At 60.1% G+C, this 17,916-nt stretch carries 16 protein-coding genes; 10 read left to right on the forward strand and 6 right to left on the reverse strand.

The annotated features are described in order from the left end of the window. The first annotated feature begins 13 nt into the window (after positions 1-13). Entirely contained in the window at positions 14-655 is a 642-nt protein-coding gene (locus ACEN9A_RS26305) for an oxidoreductase (RefSeq protein WP_019650883.1), read from the forward strand. A gap of 156 nt (positions 656-811) precedes the next feature. Here the strand turns inward: ACEN9A_RS26305 and ACEN9A_RS26310 are convergent, their stop codons facing one another. The 4 genes from ACEN9A_RS26310 to ACEN9A_RS26325 all read right to left on the reverse strand — a co-directional run bounded on the left by ACEN9A_RS26310 (position 812) and on the right by ACEN9A_RS26325 (position 5,239). Continuing rightward, positions 812-1,096 carry a YceK/YidQ family lipoprotein gene (locus tag ACEN9A_RS26310; RefSeq protein ID WP_019650882.1) on the reverse strand — a complete coding sequence of 95 codons (285 nt, stop codon included), beginning with the start codon at positions 1,094-1,096 and terminating at the stop codon, positions 812-814. Further along, positions 1,089-1,721: a flavin prenyltransferase UbiX gene (gene ubiX / locus ACEN9A_RS26315; protein WP_258671253.1), complete on the reverse strand. Its 633-nt coding sequence runs from the start codon at positions 1,719-1,721 to the stop codon at positions 1,089-1,091. Before ubiX ends, ACEN9A_RS26310 begins: the two co-directional genes overlap by 8 nt. Further along, positions 1,718-3,067, reverse strand: coding sequence for a UDP-N-acetylmuramate:L-alanyl-gamma-D-glutamyl-meso-diaminopimelate ligase (gene mpl, locus ACEN9A_RS26320; protein ID WP_258671254.1), 1,350 nt, complete (start codon positions 3,065-3,067; stop codon positions 1,718-1,720). Before mpl ends, ubiX begins: the two co-directional genes overlap by 4 nt. A 258-nt stretch (positions 3,068-3,325) precedes the next feature. Next, positions 3,326-5,239: a sigma-54-dependent Fis family transcriptional regulator gene (locus tag ACEN9A_RS26325; RefSeq protein WP_258671255.1), complete on the reverse strand. Its 1,914-nt coding sequence runs from the start codon at positions 5,237-5,239 to the stop codon at positions 3,326-3,328. 480 nt (positions 5,240-5,719) lie between these two features. Here ACEN9A_RS26325 and exaC point away from each other — a divergent pair, with 480 nt between their 5' ends. The 9 genes from exaC (at position 5,720) to ACEN9A_RS26370 (ending at position 15,172) form a co-directional block, all read left to right on the forward strand. Continuing rightward, positions 5,720-7,240 (forward strand): acetaldehyde dehydrogenase ExaC, encoded by a 1,521-nt coding sequence (gene exaC / locus ACEN9A_RS26330; RefSeq protein ID WP_258671256.1) that lies wholly within the window; start codon positions 5,720-5,722, stop codon positions 7,238-7,240. A 285-nt stretch (positions 7,241-7,525) separates the two neighbouring features. Continuing rightward, positions 7,526-8,896, forward strand: coding sequence for an ethanolamine permease (gene eat / locus ACEN9A_RS26335; protein WP_019581359.1), 1,371 nt, complete (start codon positions 7,526-7,528; stop codon positions 8,894-8,896). 114 nt (positions 8,897-9,010) lie between these two features. Beyond that, complete coding sequence (locus ACEN9A_RS26340) at positions 9,011-10,405, forward strand: ethanolamine ammonia-lyase subunit EutB (protein WP_258671257.1); 1,395 nt, start codon at positions 9,011-9,013, stop codon at positions 10,403-10,405. A gap of 8 nt (positions 10,406-10,413) precedes the next feature. Continuing rightward, entirely contained in the window at positions 10,414-11,238 is an 825-nt protein-coding gene (eutC, locus tag ACEN9A_RS26345) for an ethanolamine ammonia-lyase subunit EutC (protein ID WP_258671258.1), read from the forward strand. Between the two features lie 113 nt (positions 11,239-11,351). Next, the gene (locus ACEN9A_RS26350) at positions 11,352-11,813 is read left to right on the forward strand and encodes a GNAT family N-acetyltransferase (RefSeq protein ID WP_007933573.1); all 462 of its coding nucleotides are present in this window, start codon (positions 11,352-11,354) and stop codon (positions 11,811-11,813) included. A 267-nt stretch (positions 11,814-12,080) separates the two neighbouring features. Next, entirely contained in the window at positions 12,081-12,737 is a 657-nt protein-coding gene (locus ACEN9A_RS26355; protein WP_019650877.1) for a DedA family protein, read from the forward strand. Between the two features lie 6 nt (positions 12,738-12,743). Further along, positions 12,744-13,556: a M90 family metallopeptidase gene (locus tag ACEN9A_RS26360; protein ID WP_019650876.1), complete on the forward strand. Its 813-nt coding sequence runs from the start codon at positions 12,744-12,746 to the stop codon at positions 13,554-13,556. Positions 13,557-13,669: 113 nt separating this feature from the next. After that, complete coding sequence (gene ppa / locus ACEN9A_RS26365; protein WP_258671259.1) at positions 13,670-14,197, forward strand: inorganic diphosphatase; 528 nt, start codon at positions 13,670-13,672, stop codon at positions 14,195-14,197. A 228-nt stretch (positions 14,198-14,425) separates the two neighbouring features. Further along, a complete protein-coding gene (locus ACEN9A_RS26370) occupies positions 14,426-15,172 on the forward strand; it encodes a S24 family peptidase (RefSeq protein WP_026345994.1) in 747 nt (248 codons plus the stop codon). Positions 15,173-15,469: 297 nt separating this feature from the next. Here the strand turns inward: ACEN9A_RS26370 and ACEN9A_RS26375 are convergent, their stop codons facing one another. Both ACEN9A_RS26375 and ACEN9A_RS26380 read right to left on the reverse strand, forming a co-directional pair. Then, on the reverse strand, positions 15,470-16,654 hold the full coding sequence (locus ACEN9A_RS26375; RefSeq protein ID WP_258671260.1) for an MFS transporter: 1,185 nt from the start codon (positions 16,652-16,654) through the stop codon (positions 15,470-15,472). Further along, entirely contained in the window at positions 16,651-17,853 is a 1,203-nt protein-coding gene (locus ACEN9A_RS26380; RefSeq protein WP_258671261.1) for a serine hydrolase domain-containing protein, read from the reverse strand. Before ACEN9A_RS26380 ends, ACEN9A_RS26375 begins: the two co-directional genes overlap by 4 nt. Between the last annotated feature and the right edge of the window lie 63 nt (positions 17,854-17,916).

Below are 17,916 nucleotides of genomic sequence, written 5' to 3' on the forward strand. Positions count from 1 at the left end.
AGGGGGAATTTTTATGTACTTGACGCCTCAGCATGTATTGCTTGCCGGAGCTACCGGGTTAACCGGTGAACATTTGCTTGACCGTCTGCTCAACGAGCCAACGATTGCACGCGTATTAGCCCCCTCACGCCGGCCACTGGCCGAACACCCTCACCTGGAAAACCCGGTTGGTGACCCGACGGTGTTTCTGCCGCAATTGAACGGTCGCGTCGACGTCGCCTACTGCTGCCTCGGCACCACGATCAAGCAAGCCGGCTCCGAGGAAGCGTTTCGCGCGGTGGACCTGGACATGGTCGTGGCCTTCGCCAAACGTGCCCGGGAAATGGGCGCACGGCACCTGATCGTGATCAGTGCCTTGGGGGCCGACCGCAGATCGCCGATTTTCTATAACCGGGTTAAAGGCGAGATGGAACACGCATTGCGCGCGCAGAATTGGCCGCAGCTGACCATCTGCCGGCCTTCGCTGTTGCTGGGCGATCGCGCCGAGCCGCGACTGGCCGAACGGGTTGCCGGTCCGTTGTCGAAATTGATTCCGGGCAAATACCACGGCATCGAAGCCTGCCAACTGGCCCGCGCCATGTGGCGCCTGGCGCTGGAAGAGCAGGATGGCGTACGGATTGTCGAGTCGGATGAGTTGCGCAAGTTAGGCAAGTGATTTCAGATCGATATCGGACCTGTGGCGAGGGGGCTTGCCCCCGTTCGGCTGCGAAGCAGTCGTAAATCCAGGCGATTTGGTGCAACTGAAGAAACGGAGGGCCGCTACGCGACCCAACGGGGACAAGCCCCCTCGCCACAGGGAGCGCAGCTACCCTCACAATCCGCCGGTCGCCTGAAACCCAACGCCTAAAACCGTCAACAACGACAACGGCAACAGCAGTGTGTCGAGCAACGCACTGGCTGGCAGATCGACGCCGGGATAACTCGGCGCCTCTGCGCCAAATCTGTCCATGGCGCAGCACCCGCCGTTCATTGCATACAAATCCAGACGCGTCCCCGAATACACCACCGGCGCCCCGGGCTTGGCGGCATCGAGGGTGCGCGCCGTGGCGCAGCCCGTCAGTTGCACCGCCAGCAGAATGATCAGCAGCTTATTCATCACTGCTCAAATGGTGTTCACCCCAGCGCGGCAGCATGTCTTGCGGAATGTTCAGCAGATTGAGAATTCGCGCCACGACGAAGTCGATCAAGTCATCAATGGTTTGCGGCTGATGATAGAAGCCTGGCGATGCCGGCAGAATCGTCACGCCCATGTTCGACAGCTTGAGCATGTGCTCCAGATGGATGCTCGAATACGGCGCCTCGCGCGGTACCAGAATCAGCTGGCGGCGCTCCTTCAACGTCACGTCGGCCGCCCGCTCGATCAAGTTGTTGCAGGCACCGGTCGCGATAGCCGACAAGGTTCCGGTGGAACACGGCACCACCACCATCGCCGCTGGCGAGCCGGAACCCGATGCCACCGGCGACATCCAGTCTTCCTTGCCGTACACCCGAATCTGCCCGACGGCGGCACCGGTGTATTCAGTAAGGAAGGCTTGCATCATCTGCGGCTTGGACGGCAGCGAGACATCGGTCTCGGTGGCCATCACCAGCTGCGCGGCCTTGGAAATCAGGAAGTGCACCTCGCGGTCTTCACGCACCAGGCAGTCGAGCAGGCGCAAGCCGTACTGGGCGCCCGAAGCGCCGGTCATCGCCAGCGTGATGCGTTCCGGCCCGTTGTTCATTGCAGCGCCTCGGCCAGTTTGCCGTGCAGGCCGCCGAAGCCGCCGTTGCTCATGATCACCACGTGAGTGCCGGGCTGGGCCTGGCTCTTCACGCGCTCGATGATGCCTTCCAGCGAATCGCTGACAATCGACGGCACGGTGCACAATGCCGCCGTGGCACCCAGGTCCCAACCGAGGTTGGCCGGCGAATACCAGATCACCTGATCGGCATCGACCACGCTTTCCGGCAAGCCATCGCGGTGAGCACCGAGCTTCATGGAGTTGGAGCGCGGCTCGATGATCGCGATCAGCGGCGCATCACCGATGCGCTTGCGCAAACCGTCGAGGGTGGTGGCGATGGCGGTCGGGTGGTGGGCGAAGTCGTCGTAGATGGTGATGCCACGGACTTCCGCAACTTTTTCCATCCGGCGCTTCACGCTTTTGAACGCGCTCAGTGCCGCGACGCCCATCGACGGCACGACGCCGACGTGACGCGCAGCGGCCAGGGTGGCCAAGGCGTTGGCGACATTGTGCTGACCGGTCATGTCCCACTCGACCACGCCTTGAGCGACGCCTTCGAACATCACTTCGAACTTCGAGCCATCTTCACTGAGCAGTTTGACCTGCCATTGACCGCCGGCGCCGGTGGTTTGCACTGGGGTCCAGCAGCCCATCTCGATCACGCGCTGCAAGGCCGGCTCTGTGGTCGGATGGATCACCAGGCCTTCGCTCGGAATGGTCCGCACCAAATGGTGGAACTGTCGCTCGATGGCCGCCAGATCAGGGAAGATGTCCGCGTGATCGAACTCCAGATTGTTCAGGATCGCCGTGCGCGGGCGGTAGTGAACGAACTTGGAGCGCTTGTCGAAGAATGCGCTGTCGTATTCGTCGGCTTCAATCACGAAGAACGGCGTATCGCCCAGACGCGCCGACACCGAGAAATTCTGCGGCACGCCACCGATCAGGAAACCCGGGCTCATGCCGGCGTGTTCCAGGACCCAGGCAAGCATGCTGCTGGTGGTGGTTTTGCCATGCGTGCCGGCAACCGCCAGCACCCAGCGGCCTTGCAGTACGTGATCCGCCAGCCACTGCGGGCCGGAGACGTACGGCAGGCCTTTGTTCAGCACGTACTCGACCGCCGGGTTGCCGCGGGACATGGCATTGCCGATCACCACCAGGTCCGGGGCCGGATCGAGCTGCGCCGGGTCGTAACCTTGGGTCAACTCAATGCCCTGGGCTTGCAGCTGAGTGCTCATCGGCGGGTAGACGTTGGCATCGGAGCCGGTCACGCGATGGCCCAGCTCTTTGGCCAGAACCGCCATCGAACCCATGAAAGTGCCGCAAATACCAAGAATATGAATGTGCATAGTCGACCTCGTAAAACATGGCCGCAGGTTAGCGTAGGGAGGGGAAAATCGCACTCTTTAGCTGAACGTGGCACAACCGCCTGGCTGATCGAGCGCGTTTTTTTGTGGCGAGGGAGCTTGCTCCCGCTGGGTTGCGAAGCAGCCCCAAAACCAGCCAACGCGGTGTGCTAGCTGGATCACGGTTGCCAACTTTACGACTGCTGCGCAGCCGAGCGGGACGGTGCGGCGATCCGACAAGCTCCCTCGCCACAAAAACGCTTATCGGGCGATGCCGTGTTTGCGCAGCTTCCGGTAGAGGGTATTGCGGCTCACGCCCAACTGCTCGGCTGTGTGGGTCATGTGCCAGCGCTGCTGTTCCAGTACGTTGAGCAACGCCAACCGCTCGGCATCGTCCAGCGGATATTCGGACGGCTCTTCAATCGTCGCCACCGTCACCGGCCGGGCCTGACGAATCATCGCCGGCAAATCTTCCAGTCCGATCCGACCGCCGTCACACAACGCCGCCAGAGTCCGCAGCACATTGCGCAACTGCCGCACGTTCCCCGGCCAGGCAAAATCCAGCAAGGCCTGCCGCGCCGCAGCATCAATCAGCACTGTCTCCCCGCCCGCCTCTTCGGCCAGCAGAAAGTCGAGCAACTGTGATTTATCCGTGCGCTCGCGCAACGCCGGCAATGCGACTTCCAGCCCATTGAGCCGGTAATACAAATCCTCGCGGAAACTGCCGTCCTGCACCCTTTCGAGCAGGTTACGGTGAGTGGCGCTGATGATCCGCACATTGACCGATTCCGGCTCGCCGCCAATCGGCACCACCTGACGGTCTTCCAGCACCCTTAATAGCCGGGTTTGCATGCTCAGCGGCATGTCGCCGATTTCATCCAGGAATAATGTCCCGCCATCGGCCTGCTGCAACTTGCCGCGCATGCCTTCCTTGCGGGCACCGGTGAAACTGCCGCCGCGATAGCCGAACAGCTCGCTTTCGATCAGGCTTTCGGGGATCGCCGCGCAATTGAGGGCGACGAACGATTTTTCTGCCCGCTGACTGGCCTGATGCACGGCCTTGGCGAAAGCCTCCTTGCCACAGCCGGTTTCACCGTTGATCAGCAACGGCACATCCCGCTCGAACACCCGCAAGGCCTTGCGGAAGTCTTCCTGCAGCGCGGCGTCACCCAGGCAAATACCTGACAGCCGTGGACGCTCGACCACTGCCGGGCTTTGCACCACGGGTGCCGGAATGCTGCGCGGCTGCCCGCGCAATACAGCAAACAGCCGCCGCCCGTCGCGGGTGCGCAACGGCCAACTGGCGCTGGCATTGGCGCTCGCGCGGCCGAGCAACTCGTCCAGAGAGCAATCGAAGAACGCCTCCACCGGCTGGCCCAACAGCCCGCCGCGAATATGCCCCAGCAAATTCAGCGCACTCTGATTGACCGCACAGATCCGCCCTTCGCCGTCGAACGCCAGCAGCCCTTCGCTGAACAGTCCGACGGATTCGGCTTGCAAGTGAAAACGCAGCAGCCATTGATTGTCGAAGTAACGCAGGAAATAACAGCTCTCGATCATCTTCGCCGACAGATTGACCAGGGCCATGGTGTGAAACTGGCTCTGCCGCGAAACCTCGTGACGCGCCGACGACACGTCGAGCACCGCAAGCAACTCGCCGTGCGGGTCGAACACCGGGCTTGCCGAGCAGGTCAGGCCAGTGTGGCGGCCGCGAAAGTGTTCGTCCTGGTGAATGGTCAGGGACTGGCGCTCCACCAGACAGGTGCCGATGCCGTTGGTACCTTCGCAGGCTTCGCTCCAGTCGGCGCCAAGCCAAAGGCCGGCGCGTTCGAAAATCTTCCGTTCGGCGGGCGCGGTGACGCAGTTGAGGATCACCCCACGGGCGTCGGTCAGCAGCACCGCGTGGCCGGCGCCGGAGAGTTGCTGGTGGAGGCTGGTCATTTCGTTGCCGGCGATCTGCAGCACTTGCTGCAAACGTTCGCGGCTTTCCAGGATGCGGCCATGTTCCAGCACCGTCGGCGCCATGGTCAGGGCCGGGTCGAGGTGATAGTCCTCAAGGCACCGCAGCCAGGAGCGGGCAATGGACGGATCGCTGCCGGGACCGTGCAGGTGGGACTTACCCTGAGTCACGGTCAACACTTGCTGGGCATGGCGACTCAAATGGTTGTCGTGCATTTCTTATTATTCTCCCCGATAGGTGAGTGCCTACCTATAACCACTTCCTGTGGCGAGGGGGCTTGCCCCCGTTCGGCTGCGCAGCAGTCGTAAATCCTGAGCATGCGGTGTATCTGGTAAATCGAGGTGAATGGTTTGGGGGCTGCTTCGCTGCCCAACGGGGGCAAGCCCCCTCGCCACGCAAGCTCCCTCGCCACAGAGGATCACCTGTGTGTCAATTTGAGGCCCAGCATCCTCCAGCCATCGACGCATTGCAATGCTGGCAAGACCCATCGGTCACAGGCTGTGCCACAAGCGGTACAAAGTGTCACACGGGTTGTACCGCAAGCGTCACAAGCACCGCCCAGCCGTCCGACAAAAAATACACAAGCCCTTGATTTAACTGACCTGCAAGGCGGTGGCCCAACCTTTGCTCTACGCTTGTTACCGCGCTCTGGCGCGTCCTCCCTTATAAGCACAAAAGCCAAGGAGAAACCCATCATGCGTTACGCTCACCCCGGTACTGAAGGCGCTATCGTTTCGTTCAAGAGCAAATACGGTAACTACATCGGCGGCGAGTTCGTCGCGCCTGTCAAAGGTCAGTACTTCACCAATACTTCGCCGGTCAACGGCCAGCCTATTGCCGAATTCCCGCGCTCCACTGCCGAAGACATCGAAAAAGCCCTGGACGCCGCCCATGCCGCCGCCGATGCCTGGGGCGCCACGTCCGCCCAGGCACGCTCGCTGGTGCTGCTGAAAATCGCCGATCGCATCGAACAGAACCTGGAACTGCTGGCGATCACCGAGTCCTGGGACAACGGCAAGGCCGTGCGTGAAACCCTCAACGCCGACATCCCGCTGGCCGCCGACCACTTCCGCTACTTCGCCGGTTGCATCCGCGCCCAGGAAGGCAGCGCCGCCGAGATCGACGGCAATACCGTGGCCTATCACATCCATGAACCGCTGGGCGTGGTCGGGCAGATCATCCCGTGGAACTTCCCGATTCTGATGGCCGCCTGGAAACTCGCTCCGGCCCTGGCTGCCGGTAACTGCATCGTTCTCAAACCTGCCGAGCAAACCCCGCTGGGCATTACTGTGCTGATGGAGCTGATCGGCGACCTGCTGCCACCTGGCGTGCTCAACGTGGTGCAAGGCTTCGGCAAAGAAGCCGGTGAAGCCCTGGCCACCAGCAAACGCATCGCCAAGATCGCCTTCACCGGTTCGACTCCAGTCGGCTCGCACATCATGAAATGCGCCGCCGAAAACATCATTCCGTCCACCGTGGAGCTGGGAGGCAAGTCGCCGAACATCTTCTTCGAAGACGTCATGCAGGCCGAACCGTCCTTCATCGAGAAAGCCGCCGAAGGTCTGGTGCTGGCATTCTTCAACCAGGGCGAAGTTTGCACCTGCCCGTCCCGCGCCCTGGTACAGGAGTCGATCTACGACGAGTTCATGGAAGTTGTCATGAAAAAAGTCCTGCAGATCAAGCGTGGCGACCCGCTGGACACCGACACCATGGTCGGCGCCCAGGCGTCCGAGCAGCAATTCGACAAAATCCTTTCGTACCTGGAGATCGCCAAGGGCGAAGGTGCCGAACTGCTGACCGGCGGCAAGGTAGAAAAACTCGAGGGCAGCCTGGCGACCGGGTATTACATCCAGCCGACCCTGCTCAAGGGCACCAACAAAATGCGCGTGTTCCAGGAAGAAATCTTCGGCCCGGTGGTGAGCATCACCACCTTCAAGGACGAAGCCGAGGCCCTGGCCATCGCCAACGACACCGAGTTCGGCCTGGGTGCCGGCCTCTGGACCCGCGACATCAACCGCGCCTACCGCATGGGCCGCGCCATCAAGGCCGGTCGCGTGTGGACCAACTGCTACCACCTGTACCCGGCACACGCCGCGTTCGGTGGCTACAAAAAGTCCGGCGTCGGCCGTGAGACCCACAAAATGATGCTCGATCACTATCAGCAGACCAAAAACCTGCTGGTGAGCTACGACATCAACCCGTTGGGCTTCTTCTGACGCGACGGATCTGAATCTGGCGTAGGAGCTGCCGCAGGCTGCGATCTTTTGATCTTCGCTTGTCGGTAGCTCCCATCGCCTGGTTCAAAAGATCGCAGGCTTCGCCAGCTCCTACAGGATCGCGCATTACCTGCAGGAACATGGCTTGCCAGCGAAGGCGCCTCCATTGACACCACCCACAGCGCCCTGCCGGTCTGGCATGGGCTTTGCGTGCCCGCTCTACACCTGAAAACGCCATACCCGAAAGTCCAACAGATCAAACAATAAAAAAGACAGAGAGGACTTATGACTTCTACTACACAGCTCAAACCCACACTCGGCACCCTGCATCTATGGGGCATTGCCGTCGGCCTGGTGATTTCCGGCGAGTATTTCGGCTGGAGTTATGGCTGGGGCACCGCAGGTACCCTGGGCTTTCTCGTCACCGCATTGATGGTGGCCACGATGTACACCTGCTTCATCTTCAGTTTCACCGAATTGACCACCGCCATTCCCCACGCTGGCGGGCCGTTTGCCTACAGCCGCCGAGCCTTCGGCGAGCGAGGCGGACTGATCGCCGGCATCGCCACCCTGATCGAATTCGTCTTTGCGCCACCGGCAATTGCCATGGCCATCGGCGCCTACCTCAATGTGCAATACCCGGAACTGGACCCGAAGATCGCCGCTGTTGGCGCCTATTTCGTGTTCATGACCCTGAATATCCTCGGCGTCAGCATCGCGGCCACCTTCGAACTGGTGGTCACCGTGCTCGCCGTCGCCGAATTGCTGGTGTTCATGGGTGTGGTCGCACCGGGCTTCAGCTTCAGTAACTTCGTGCTCAACGGCTGGTCGGGCGCCAATGAATTCAGCATGGCCTCGATTCCCGGCATCTTTGCGGCCATCCCGTTCGCGATCTGGTTTTTCCTCGCCATTGAAGGCGCAGCCATGGCCGCCGAAGAAGCCAAGGACCCGAAACGCACGATTCCCAAGGCTTACGTCAGCGGCATTCTGACCCTGGTGTTCCTCGCCATCGGCGTGATGGTCATGGCGGGCGGTGTCGGCGACTGGCGCCAACTGTCGAACATCAACGACCCGCTGCCTCAGGCGATGAAAGCCGTGGTCGGCAACAACTCGAGCTGGATGCACATGTTGGTGTGGATCGGTCTGTTCGGCCTGGTGGCGAGCTTCCACGGAATCATTCTGGGCTATTCGCGGCAGTTCTTCGCCCTGGCTCGCGCCGGTTACCTGCCGGCCTCCCTGGCCAAACTGTCGCGCTTCCAGACCCCGCACCGGGCGATCCTGGCGGGCGGCGTGATCGGCATCGCGGCGATCTACAGTGATGGCCTGGTCAACCTGCAAGGCATGACGCTGACGGCTGCGATGATCACCATGTCGGTATTCGGCGCCATCGTGATGTACATCATCAGTATGCTGAGCCTGTTCAAACTGCGTAAGACCGAGCCAAACCTGGAACGCACCTTCCGTGCGCCGGGCTATCCGATCGTGCCAGGCATTGCGCTGTTTCTGGCGGTGGTGTGCCTGGTGGCGATGGCCTGGTTCAACGCGCTGATCGGCTGTGTGTTCCTCGGTTTCATGGTGGCCGGCTACCTGTACTTCCAACTGACCGCCAAGCAACGTGCCGATGCACCGGCGGATGCGATGCTCGAAGGCGTCTAAGTTGCACCGGCGCCGGGCTGATTCCCGGCGCCTGCCATATTGAAGTGCACCGCCGTCCCACAGGGGTTCGGCGATGCATTTGAGAGATTCATTGAATCAGGAGGACACCGCCCCATGGCCGTATTTGCCCATACCGTCGGCGCCCAGACCTACCGCTTCAACAGCCTCAAGGACGTCATGGCCAAAGCCAGCCCGGCGCGCTCCGGGGACTTTCTGGCCGGCGTTGCCGCCCTCAACGATGGCGAGCGGGTGGCCGCGCAGATGGCCCTGGCCGACACCCCGCTGGCCCACTTCCTGGAGGAAGTGCTGATTCCTTACGAGGCCGATGAGGTCACCCGACTGATCATCGACACTCACGACAAACAGGCTTTTAAAGCGGTCAGCCACCTCACCGTCGGCGGTTTCCGCGACTGGCTGCTCAGCGAAGCCGCCGATGAACAAAGCCTGCGCGCCCTCGCCCCCGGCCTGACCCCGGAAATGGTCGCCGCCGTGTCGAAGATCATGCGCGTGCAGGATCTGGTGCTGGTGGCGCAGAAAATCCGCGTGGTCACCAAGTTCCGCGGCACTCTGGGCCTGCGTGGCCGGCTCTCGACACGCCTGCAACCCAATCACCCCACCGACGAACCGGCCGGCATCGCCGCCAGCATTCTCGACGGCCTGCTGTACGGCAACGGTGACGCGATGATCGGCATCAACCCGGCCACCGACAGCATCGCTTCGATCTGCGCCATTCTGGAAATGCTCGACGCGATCATCCAGCGCTACGACATTCCGACACAGGCCTGCGTGCTGACCCACGTCACCACCTCCATCGAGGCGGTCAATCGCGGGGTTCCGCTGGACCTGGTGTTCCAGTCAATTGCCGGCACCGAAGCGGCCAACGCCAGTTTCGGTATCAACCTCAACGTTTTACAGGAAGGCTACGACGCGGGCTTGAGCCTGAATCGCGGCACATTGGGCCAAAACCTGATGTATTTCGAGACCGGCCAAGGCAGTGCCTTGTCGGCCAACGCCCACCACGGCATCGATCAACAGACCTGTGAAACCCGCGCCTACGCCGTGGCACGGCATTTCAAACCGTTTCTGGTGAACACCGTCGTAGGCTTCATCGGCCCGGAATACCTCTATAACGGTAAACAGATCATCCGCGCCGGCCTCGAAGACCACTTCTGCGGCAAGCTGCTGGGCGTACCCATGGGCTGCGATATCTGTTACACCAACCATGCCGAAGCCGACCAGGACGACATGGACACTCTGCTGACCTTGCTGGGCGTGGCCGGGATCAACTTCATCATGGGCATCCCCGGCTCCGACGACATCATGCTCAACTATCAGACCACCTCGTTCCACGACGCCCTCTACGCCCGGCAAACCCTGGGCCTGAAACCGGCGCCGGAGTTTGAACAGTGGCTGGCGAACATGGGCATCTTCACCCAGGCGGACGGCAAAATTCACTTCGGCAACAGCCTGCCACTGGCGTTCCGCCAGGCATTGGCGCAACTGGGATGAGTGTTTATATGGATAAGCCCCCCGTCGATCCGCAAAATCCGTTGCTGGAACTGCGTCGCCTGACCCCGGCGCGCATTGCGCTGGGTCGCACCGGTACCAGTATGCCGACCAGCGCGCAACTGGATTTCCAGTACGCCCATGCCCAGGCCCGGGATGCGGTGCACCTGCCTTTCGATCACTCGGCGCTCAGTTCGCAACTGACCGAGCGTGGGCGTGAGAGTTTGCTGCTGCACAGTGCCGCCACGGATCGGAACAGCTATCTGCAGCGCCCCGATTTGGGGCGCAAGTTGAGTGATGAGTCAGCGCAGACTCTGCGTGATTACTCGCGAGCCCATCCAGGCGGGGTGGATCTGGCCGTGGTGGTGGCCGATGGTCTCTCGGCACTGGCCGTTCATCGCCACACCTTGCCGTTTCTGGCACGCATGGAAGAACAGACGGCTATCGAAGGCTGGTCCCTGTCGCCGGTTATTCTGGTGGAACAAGGCCGGGTTGCGGTGGCTGACGAGATTGGCGAGCTGCTGGGTGCGAAAATGGTGGTCATACTGATCGGCGAACGTCCTGGATTAAGCTCGCCAGACAGCCTGGGGCTGTACTTCACCTATAATCCCAAGGTCGGACTGACGGATGCCTACCGCAACTGCATCTCGAACGTCCGGCTCGAAGGCTTGAGTTACGGCATGGCGGCACACCGTTTGCTGTATTTGATGCGCGAAGCCTGTCGGCGGCAGTTATCGGGGGTCAGTCTGAAGGACGAAGCCCAGGTTCAGACGCTGGAGTCGGACACAGGAGCAGACTTGAAAGGTAATTTCCTACTCAGCCCGTCGGATGCCTGAACCGTTTCCGCATTGCGTTTCTATTCTGGTTTAAGGCAGGATCGATGCACGGCCGCCAAGGGTTTCCTATCGCCGTCACCATGTAAGACAGCCACTTGAAGACGAGACCTACCATGCGGATTATTCAAGCGACCCTCGAACACCTGGACCTGCTGACCCCGTTGTTCGTCAAATATCGCGAGTTTTACGGTTCCCTGCCGTATCCGGACTCGTCCCGAGCGTTCCTCGAAAAGCGCCTGCGGCGCAAAGAGTCGGTGATCTACCTAGCCCTGGCCGATGACGACAACAACAAACTGTTGGGTTTCTGTCAGTTGTACCCGAGCTTCTCGTCTCTTTCGCTCAAACGCGTATGGATCCTCAACGACATCTACGTCGCCGAAGACGCCCGCCGCCAGTTAGTGGCCGACAACCTGATCCGCACCGCGAAGAAAATGGCCAAGGAAACCAATGCCGTGCGCATGCGCGTTTCCACCAGCAGCAACAACGAAGTCGCGCAGAAAACCTACGAATCCATCGGGTTCAGGGAAGACACTGAGTTCAAGAACTACGTGTTGCCTATCAGTGACGGACTTTAAGGTCACCAAAAAGATCGCAGCCTTCGGCAGCTCTACATTGACCGGGGCGACCTCGAACCTGTAGGCGCTACTGAAGGCTGCGATCTTTTCCGAAAAACCCTGTAACACATCGACATTCCTCGCTACAAACTCGACGCGTTTTTCACTTTTCACCCCGTATAATGCCCACACCTCACGACTCGTAAGAAAAATCACACCCCGCTGTAGTCTTACGCGAAGCTATCCGCACAGGCCTGCTGAGTCGGGCCATCACCACAGGTGCTTTCCATGGATTTCAACCCGATCGACGTTATTCTGCATCTCGATGTTTACCTCGAGATGCTGGTGAACAACTACGGAGCATGGATCTACGCCATCCTGTTCATGGTGATCTTCTGCGAAACCGGGCTGGTGGTGATGCCGTTCCTGCCGGGCGATTCCCTGTTGTTCATCGCGGGCGCCGTGGCGGCCGGTGGCGGCATGGATCCGGTACTGCTGGGCGGCCTGCTGATGCTGGCGGCGATCCTCGGCGACAGCACCAACTACGTGATCGGCCGCACCGTCGGCGAACGGCTGTTCAGTAACCCGAACTCGAAAATCTTCCGCCGCGATTACCTGCAACAAACCCACGATTTCTACGACAAACATGGCGGCAAAACCGTGACCCTGGCGCGTTTCATGCCAATCATCCGTACCTTTGCCCCGTTCGTCGCCGGCGTTGGCAAAATGCCTTACCCGCGTTTCTTTGCCTTCAGCGTTTTCGGCACCATCCTCTGGGTGGGTGGCCTGGTAACCCTCGGTTACTTCTTCGGCAACGTACCGTTCATCAAGAAAAACCTGTCGCTGCTGGTGGTGGGTATCATCCTGGTGTCGCTGCTACCGATGATCATTGGCGTGATCCGCAGCCGTCTCGCTAATGCCGCGTCCAAAGCCGAACCCCGCTGACTGACAATGTGGTCCCTTAGCGCCTGGCGACGCCGGCGCACCCTGGCCAGGCATCCGATTGCCGACGACATGTGGCAACGGGTGCGCCATCACCTGAGCTTCCTCGACGGCATCAGCGCGGCCGAAGACCAGTGGCTGCGCGAAGCCAGCGTGCTGTTCCTGCAAGACAAACACCTGAGCGCCCTGCCCGGCGTCGAACTCCACCAGGAGCAGCGCCTGCTGCTCGCCGCCCAGGCCCAATTACCGCTCATGCATTTGGGTGATCTGAACTGGTATCAGGGCTTTCACGAAGTCATCCTCTACCCCGACGATTTCCTCAGCCCCCAGCGCCATCGCGATGCCAGTGGTGTCGAACACGAATGGGACGGCGAACACAGCGGCGAAGCCTGGCAGCAAGGCCCGATCATCCTCGCCTGGCCCGGCGTGATGGCCAGCGGTGGCTGGGAAGGCTACAACCTGGTGATCCACGAACTCGCACACAAGCTCGACATGCTCAACGGCAACGCCAATGGCCTGCCACCGCTGCACGCCGACATGCGCGTCAGCGACTGGGCCAAGGTCATGCAGGAAGCCTACGACGACCTCGACCGGCAACTGGAGCGCAACCCGGACGCTGAAACCGCCATCGACCCGTACGCGGCGGAAAACCCCGCCGAGTTCTTCGCGGTCACCAGCGAATACTTCTTCAGCGCCCCGGATTTGCTGCACGAGGCTTATCCACAGGTCTACGAGCAGTTGAGGCTGTTTTACCGGCAGGATCCCTTGGCAAGGCTTAGGCAACTTCAGGCCAATGATCCGGTCTATCAAGCTCACGACTAAGGTCTACACGACCTCTGGCACATAGCAACGGTGGCGGAATATGCCTATAATCGCCGCCACTTTTTGGTCAATCCGGCCAAGTGTTTTTGGTCAACTAACGGGGGCACCGCCCAATGAGCTACAGCAAGATTCCGGCTGGCAAAGACCTGCCGAACGACATCTACGTCGCGATCGAGATCCCGGCCAACCACGCGCCGATCAAATACGAAATCGACAAAGACAGCGATTGCCTGTTCGTTGACCGTTTCATGGCCACCCCAATGTTCTACCCGGCCAACTACGGTTACATCCCGAACACCCTGGCTGACGACGGTGATCCCCTCGACGTGCTGGTCGTGACCCCTTACCCGGTTGCTCCAGGTTCGGTGATCCGCGCGCGTCCAGTCGGCATCCTGAACATGACCGACGACGGCGGCGGCGATGCCAAAGTCATCGCAGTCCCACACGACAAGCTGTCCCAGCTGTACGTGGACGTGAAGGAATACACCGACCTGCCAGCCCTGCTGATCCAGCAGATCGAGCACTTCTTCGCGAACTACAAAGACCTCGAAAAAGGCAAATGGGTGAAAATCGAAGGCTGGGACAGCGCAGACGCTGCCCGCGCCGCGATCACCAAGTCGGTTGCCGCCTACAAAGGCTGAGAAGCAACGGTTAGTTTCTAGCCTCACGCTTCAAGGAAAACCCCGGTTGATCCGGGGTTTTTTGTGCCTGCCTGGAACGCTTTTAACAATGAGTTTTGAGCATTTCGGCCTGGGTGTTTGCCTGTTTATTTTTTACGAAAAGCGTCTTACATCCGGTCTTAAATTTCCCTCGAAATTTGAACGGGTCGTTTATTCAAACCCCCATCCTGCGCCCGTAGACTCGTGTTTATGAAAAAGAACACTAGCGGCCCACGGTTCAGAGCGCTCCTCGAAGCAGCCAACATTACAACGACAGGATTTGCCGCTTTCTTCGACACGGAAGCGCAAAACATCCATAACTGGTACACCCGTGGTGTGCCCGCTTATCGCATGGAAGAAGTCTCCCGACTTCTGTCTGTAAACAGTGACTGGCTGAAAACCGGCGAAGGCCCGAAAGAGTCCTCGCGCCTGCGTGTGCTCGACGAGTCCGGCAACACCTTCGACGCCCAGGCCATCCGTGGCATCTACACGGTGATCGAGCCCATCGACGTCGAACTGCCCTTCTTCAAAGAAACCACCACCGCCCCAGGCTCCAATAAAACCCACGTCGTCGAGGACAAGGGTCAATCCATCCGCCTGCCCCACAGCCACCTCGACTCCCTGGAAATCAAACATGCCAATGCCATCTGCACCCATATGATCGGTAACAGCATGGCGGAGAAGATTGAAGACGGTTCTACCCTCGCCATTGATCGCGGGCTTACGCAGATTATCGATGGCGAGATCTATGCGATCGAACATGACGGGATGTTGCGGATCAAATACCTGCACCGAATGCCGGGAAATGCGCTGCGGTTGCGCAGCCACAATCGTGCCGAGTATCCGGATGAGATCTTCAACGCCGAGCAGATCGACAAGCAGAACATCAGGGTATTGGGGTGGGTGTTCTGGTGGTCCACGCTCAACAAACGCAGACCGTCCGTACCGTTCCTGTAAATACGAAGCCCTGTAGCCTCAGCGCAAAGCTCTACCCCACACGCCAAGCTGGGAATTCCTCAAAAAAATCAGTATGCTGCGCCCCACATTTGCGCATCGACCCTTTCCAAGGCTCAGATCGCACCGACAAGGCAGATCACTTTCTCGCCAAGTCCCACAGCCGGACGCAAGATCCGGGTGTACGTTTTGAAGGCTGGCGCGGTTTACCAAAAATAAACCAAGCCAGTCCCCGAGAAGCCGGCCACAAGCCGGCTTTTTAATGCCCGGAATAATCCCGGCTATCGCGCATCGTACAACTCAGTCTGCGACGATTTGCATGCCCCCCTTGCGCGGTACCGCACTGAAAAACAGAACTTTTACCACGATGACCAACACGGCCAGCGCCGCAAACAGCAAACCAGTGTAGAGGGTGCCCTGCAATCCCATCCGCGCCAGGAACCAGCCACCGGTGGTAGAACCAATGGTCACGCCCAGGTTGATGAACGAGATGTAGATGCCGGTGGCGAACTCCGGCGCTTGCGGCGCTTCGGACGTCAGCCAGATTTGCGTGACGATCAACCCGCTGGTATGGGTTGCGCCCCAGATCACCACGATCACCAGCATGGTCATCAGCGACGGGCCAGCGAACAGGTACAGCAACCCATAAGAAGCGGCCAGCAGGATCGGATGCAAAATCGTCGTCCTGACCATGTTCTGACCGATCAGTTTACCGGCATACAGATTGCCGGCGACGCCACCGATGCCGAAGACCACCAGCAGAATACTGATCAGTTGCGCGCTCATGCCAGCTTCTTTGGCCAGGTACTCGGCCGAGTAGCTGTACACGGAAAACATCGCGGCGAAGATCAGGGTCGAAGCAGTGATGTTCAGCCACAGCGGGAATTTACGCAGGATGGCCAACTGCTCTTTATAGGAAATGGCCAGTTTGCCCGGAGCGTCCGGCAGCCTGGCAATGATCCCCAGGCCCGCAATGCAGTTGACCACGGCGCAGAATAGAAACGAGGCTTCGTAGGAGAACTGTGCCGCGATGAGTGTCGTCAGCGGCACGCCCAACACCATGCCCATGCTGGTGCCGACAAAAGCCTTGGCGGCGGCGCGGGTCGATTCCCCTGGCGGGTAAAGCGAAGTAGCCGCGACGAATGCCAGGGAAAAATACACGGGGTGGAACAACGCCGGGATGACGCGCAGCACCATCAGCGATTCAAAGTTGGGCGCATAGGCCGACAGCACGCTGGTCCCGGCGAAAACGAACAGGGCAATCGTGAGCACCTTCTTGCGGTTGAAGCGCGACAACAGCAACACCATGATCGGGCCGAATACCGCAATGATCAGCGCAAACAGCCCCACCAGCTGGCCCGCCTGCGATGCACTGATCGAAAAGCGTTCGATGATCACCGGAAGAATCCCGACCACACCGAATTCGATGGTGTAAACGCCGAACAGCCCCAGCGCCAGGAAGTAAATCGGATGGAGCATTTTCATGACTCAGACTCCAGCCCGTAGACAGCGTTGCAAAGATCCACGGTGAATTGCCCGAACATGCCTTCGAAGGCCGTGTTGGTGAAGGCGACCACGGTCAGTTGCTCTGCCGGGTCGACGAACCACGAATGCCCATAGGCGCCGCCCAGTCGCCAGCTGCCGGCCGACTCGGCGGTTTGTGCCGCTGCCGGGTCCTTGAGTACCGTGAAACCCAGACCGAAGCCTCGGCCGGGCCAGTTGTCCAGCTCCCGTTCGCCGGTCTGGTTGCTGCCCATTTCATCGACCAGTGCCTTGGGCAGTAATGGCTCGCCGCCCTTGCGCAAGGTTTCGAGCAACTGAAGAAACTCACCCGCGGTGCCGACCAGGCCGGAACCGCCGGAGTTATAGGCCTGTGGGTCCAGTGCCCGGGCCGGTTGCAGCCGGATGCCGGCAGTCCCTTCGAACACCGGAATCACTTCCAGCTCATTCATGCGCCGTGGCTGTGGCAGACCGTTCAGGTACGCAAGACTGAGACGACCGACCTCGGAAACACTGAAGCTGGTATCGCGCCACGTCAGTGGTTGGGCAATCAACTCGTCAATCGCTTCGGCGAGGGACGTGCCGTTGACCGCGGCGATCAGTGCGCCCAGCACATCGGTGGCGATCGAATAGCCCCAACCGCTGCCGGGCTTGTACAGCAAGGGGGCTTGGCTCAGACGGCGCAGGTTTTCTTCCAGCGAAATGTCGCTACGATCCAGACCGTCGGACACCCCGGCATAGCGATAAGGGCCGCCTTGATCGCTTTCCAGAAAACCATACGTCAAACCGGCGGTATGACTCAGTAACTGGCGCACGGTGATGGTCGCGGGTTGGCCGTCACCCAGGGTTGGTTTGAAGTAGGGCAACCACTGGCTGATGTCATCGTCCAGTCTGATTTTACCTTTGGCGACCAGTACCAGCGCCGCCACCGAAGTGATTGGCTTGGAGACCGAAGACAGCAGAAACAAGGCATCTTCGCGCATCGGCAATTGCGCTTCACGGTCGGCCAGGCCGGCCGCTCGGTTATAGATAAGCTTGCCCCGGTGAGCCACCAGCACCACGGCACCGACCAGGCGTTGGTCGTGCAGCGTCTGATCGAGCACGGCGTCGACCCGTGAACCTAGCTCGACGGGTTCGAACGAGCGAAGCGATTGTAATGGGCGAAGCGGTTCGTTGACTGACATGTCTGACCCCGAAATGGCTGGAAGAATGACCTGAATGTGGCGATGGTAGAGCCGGCCGTTACG

The sequence above is a fragment of the Pseudomonas sp. Pseusp18 genome, assembly GCF_059506005.1.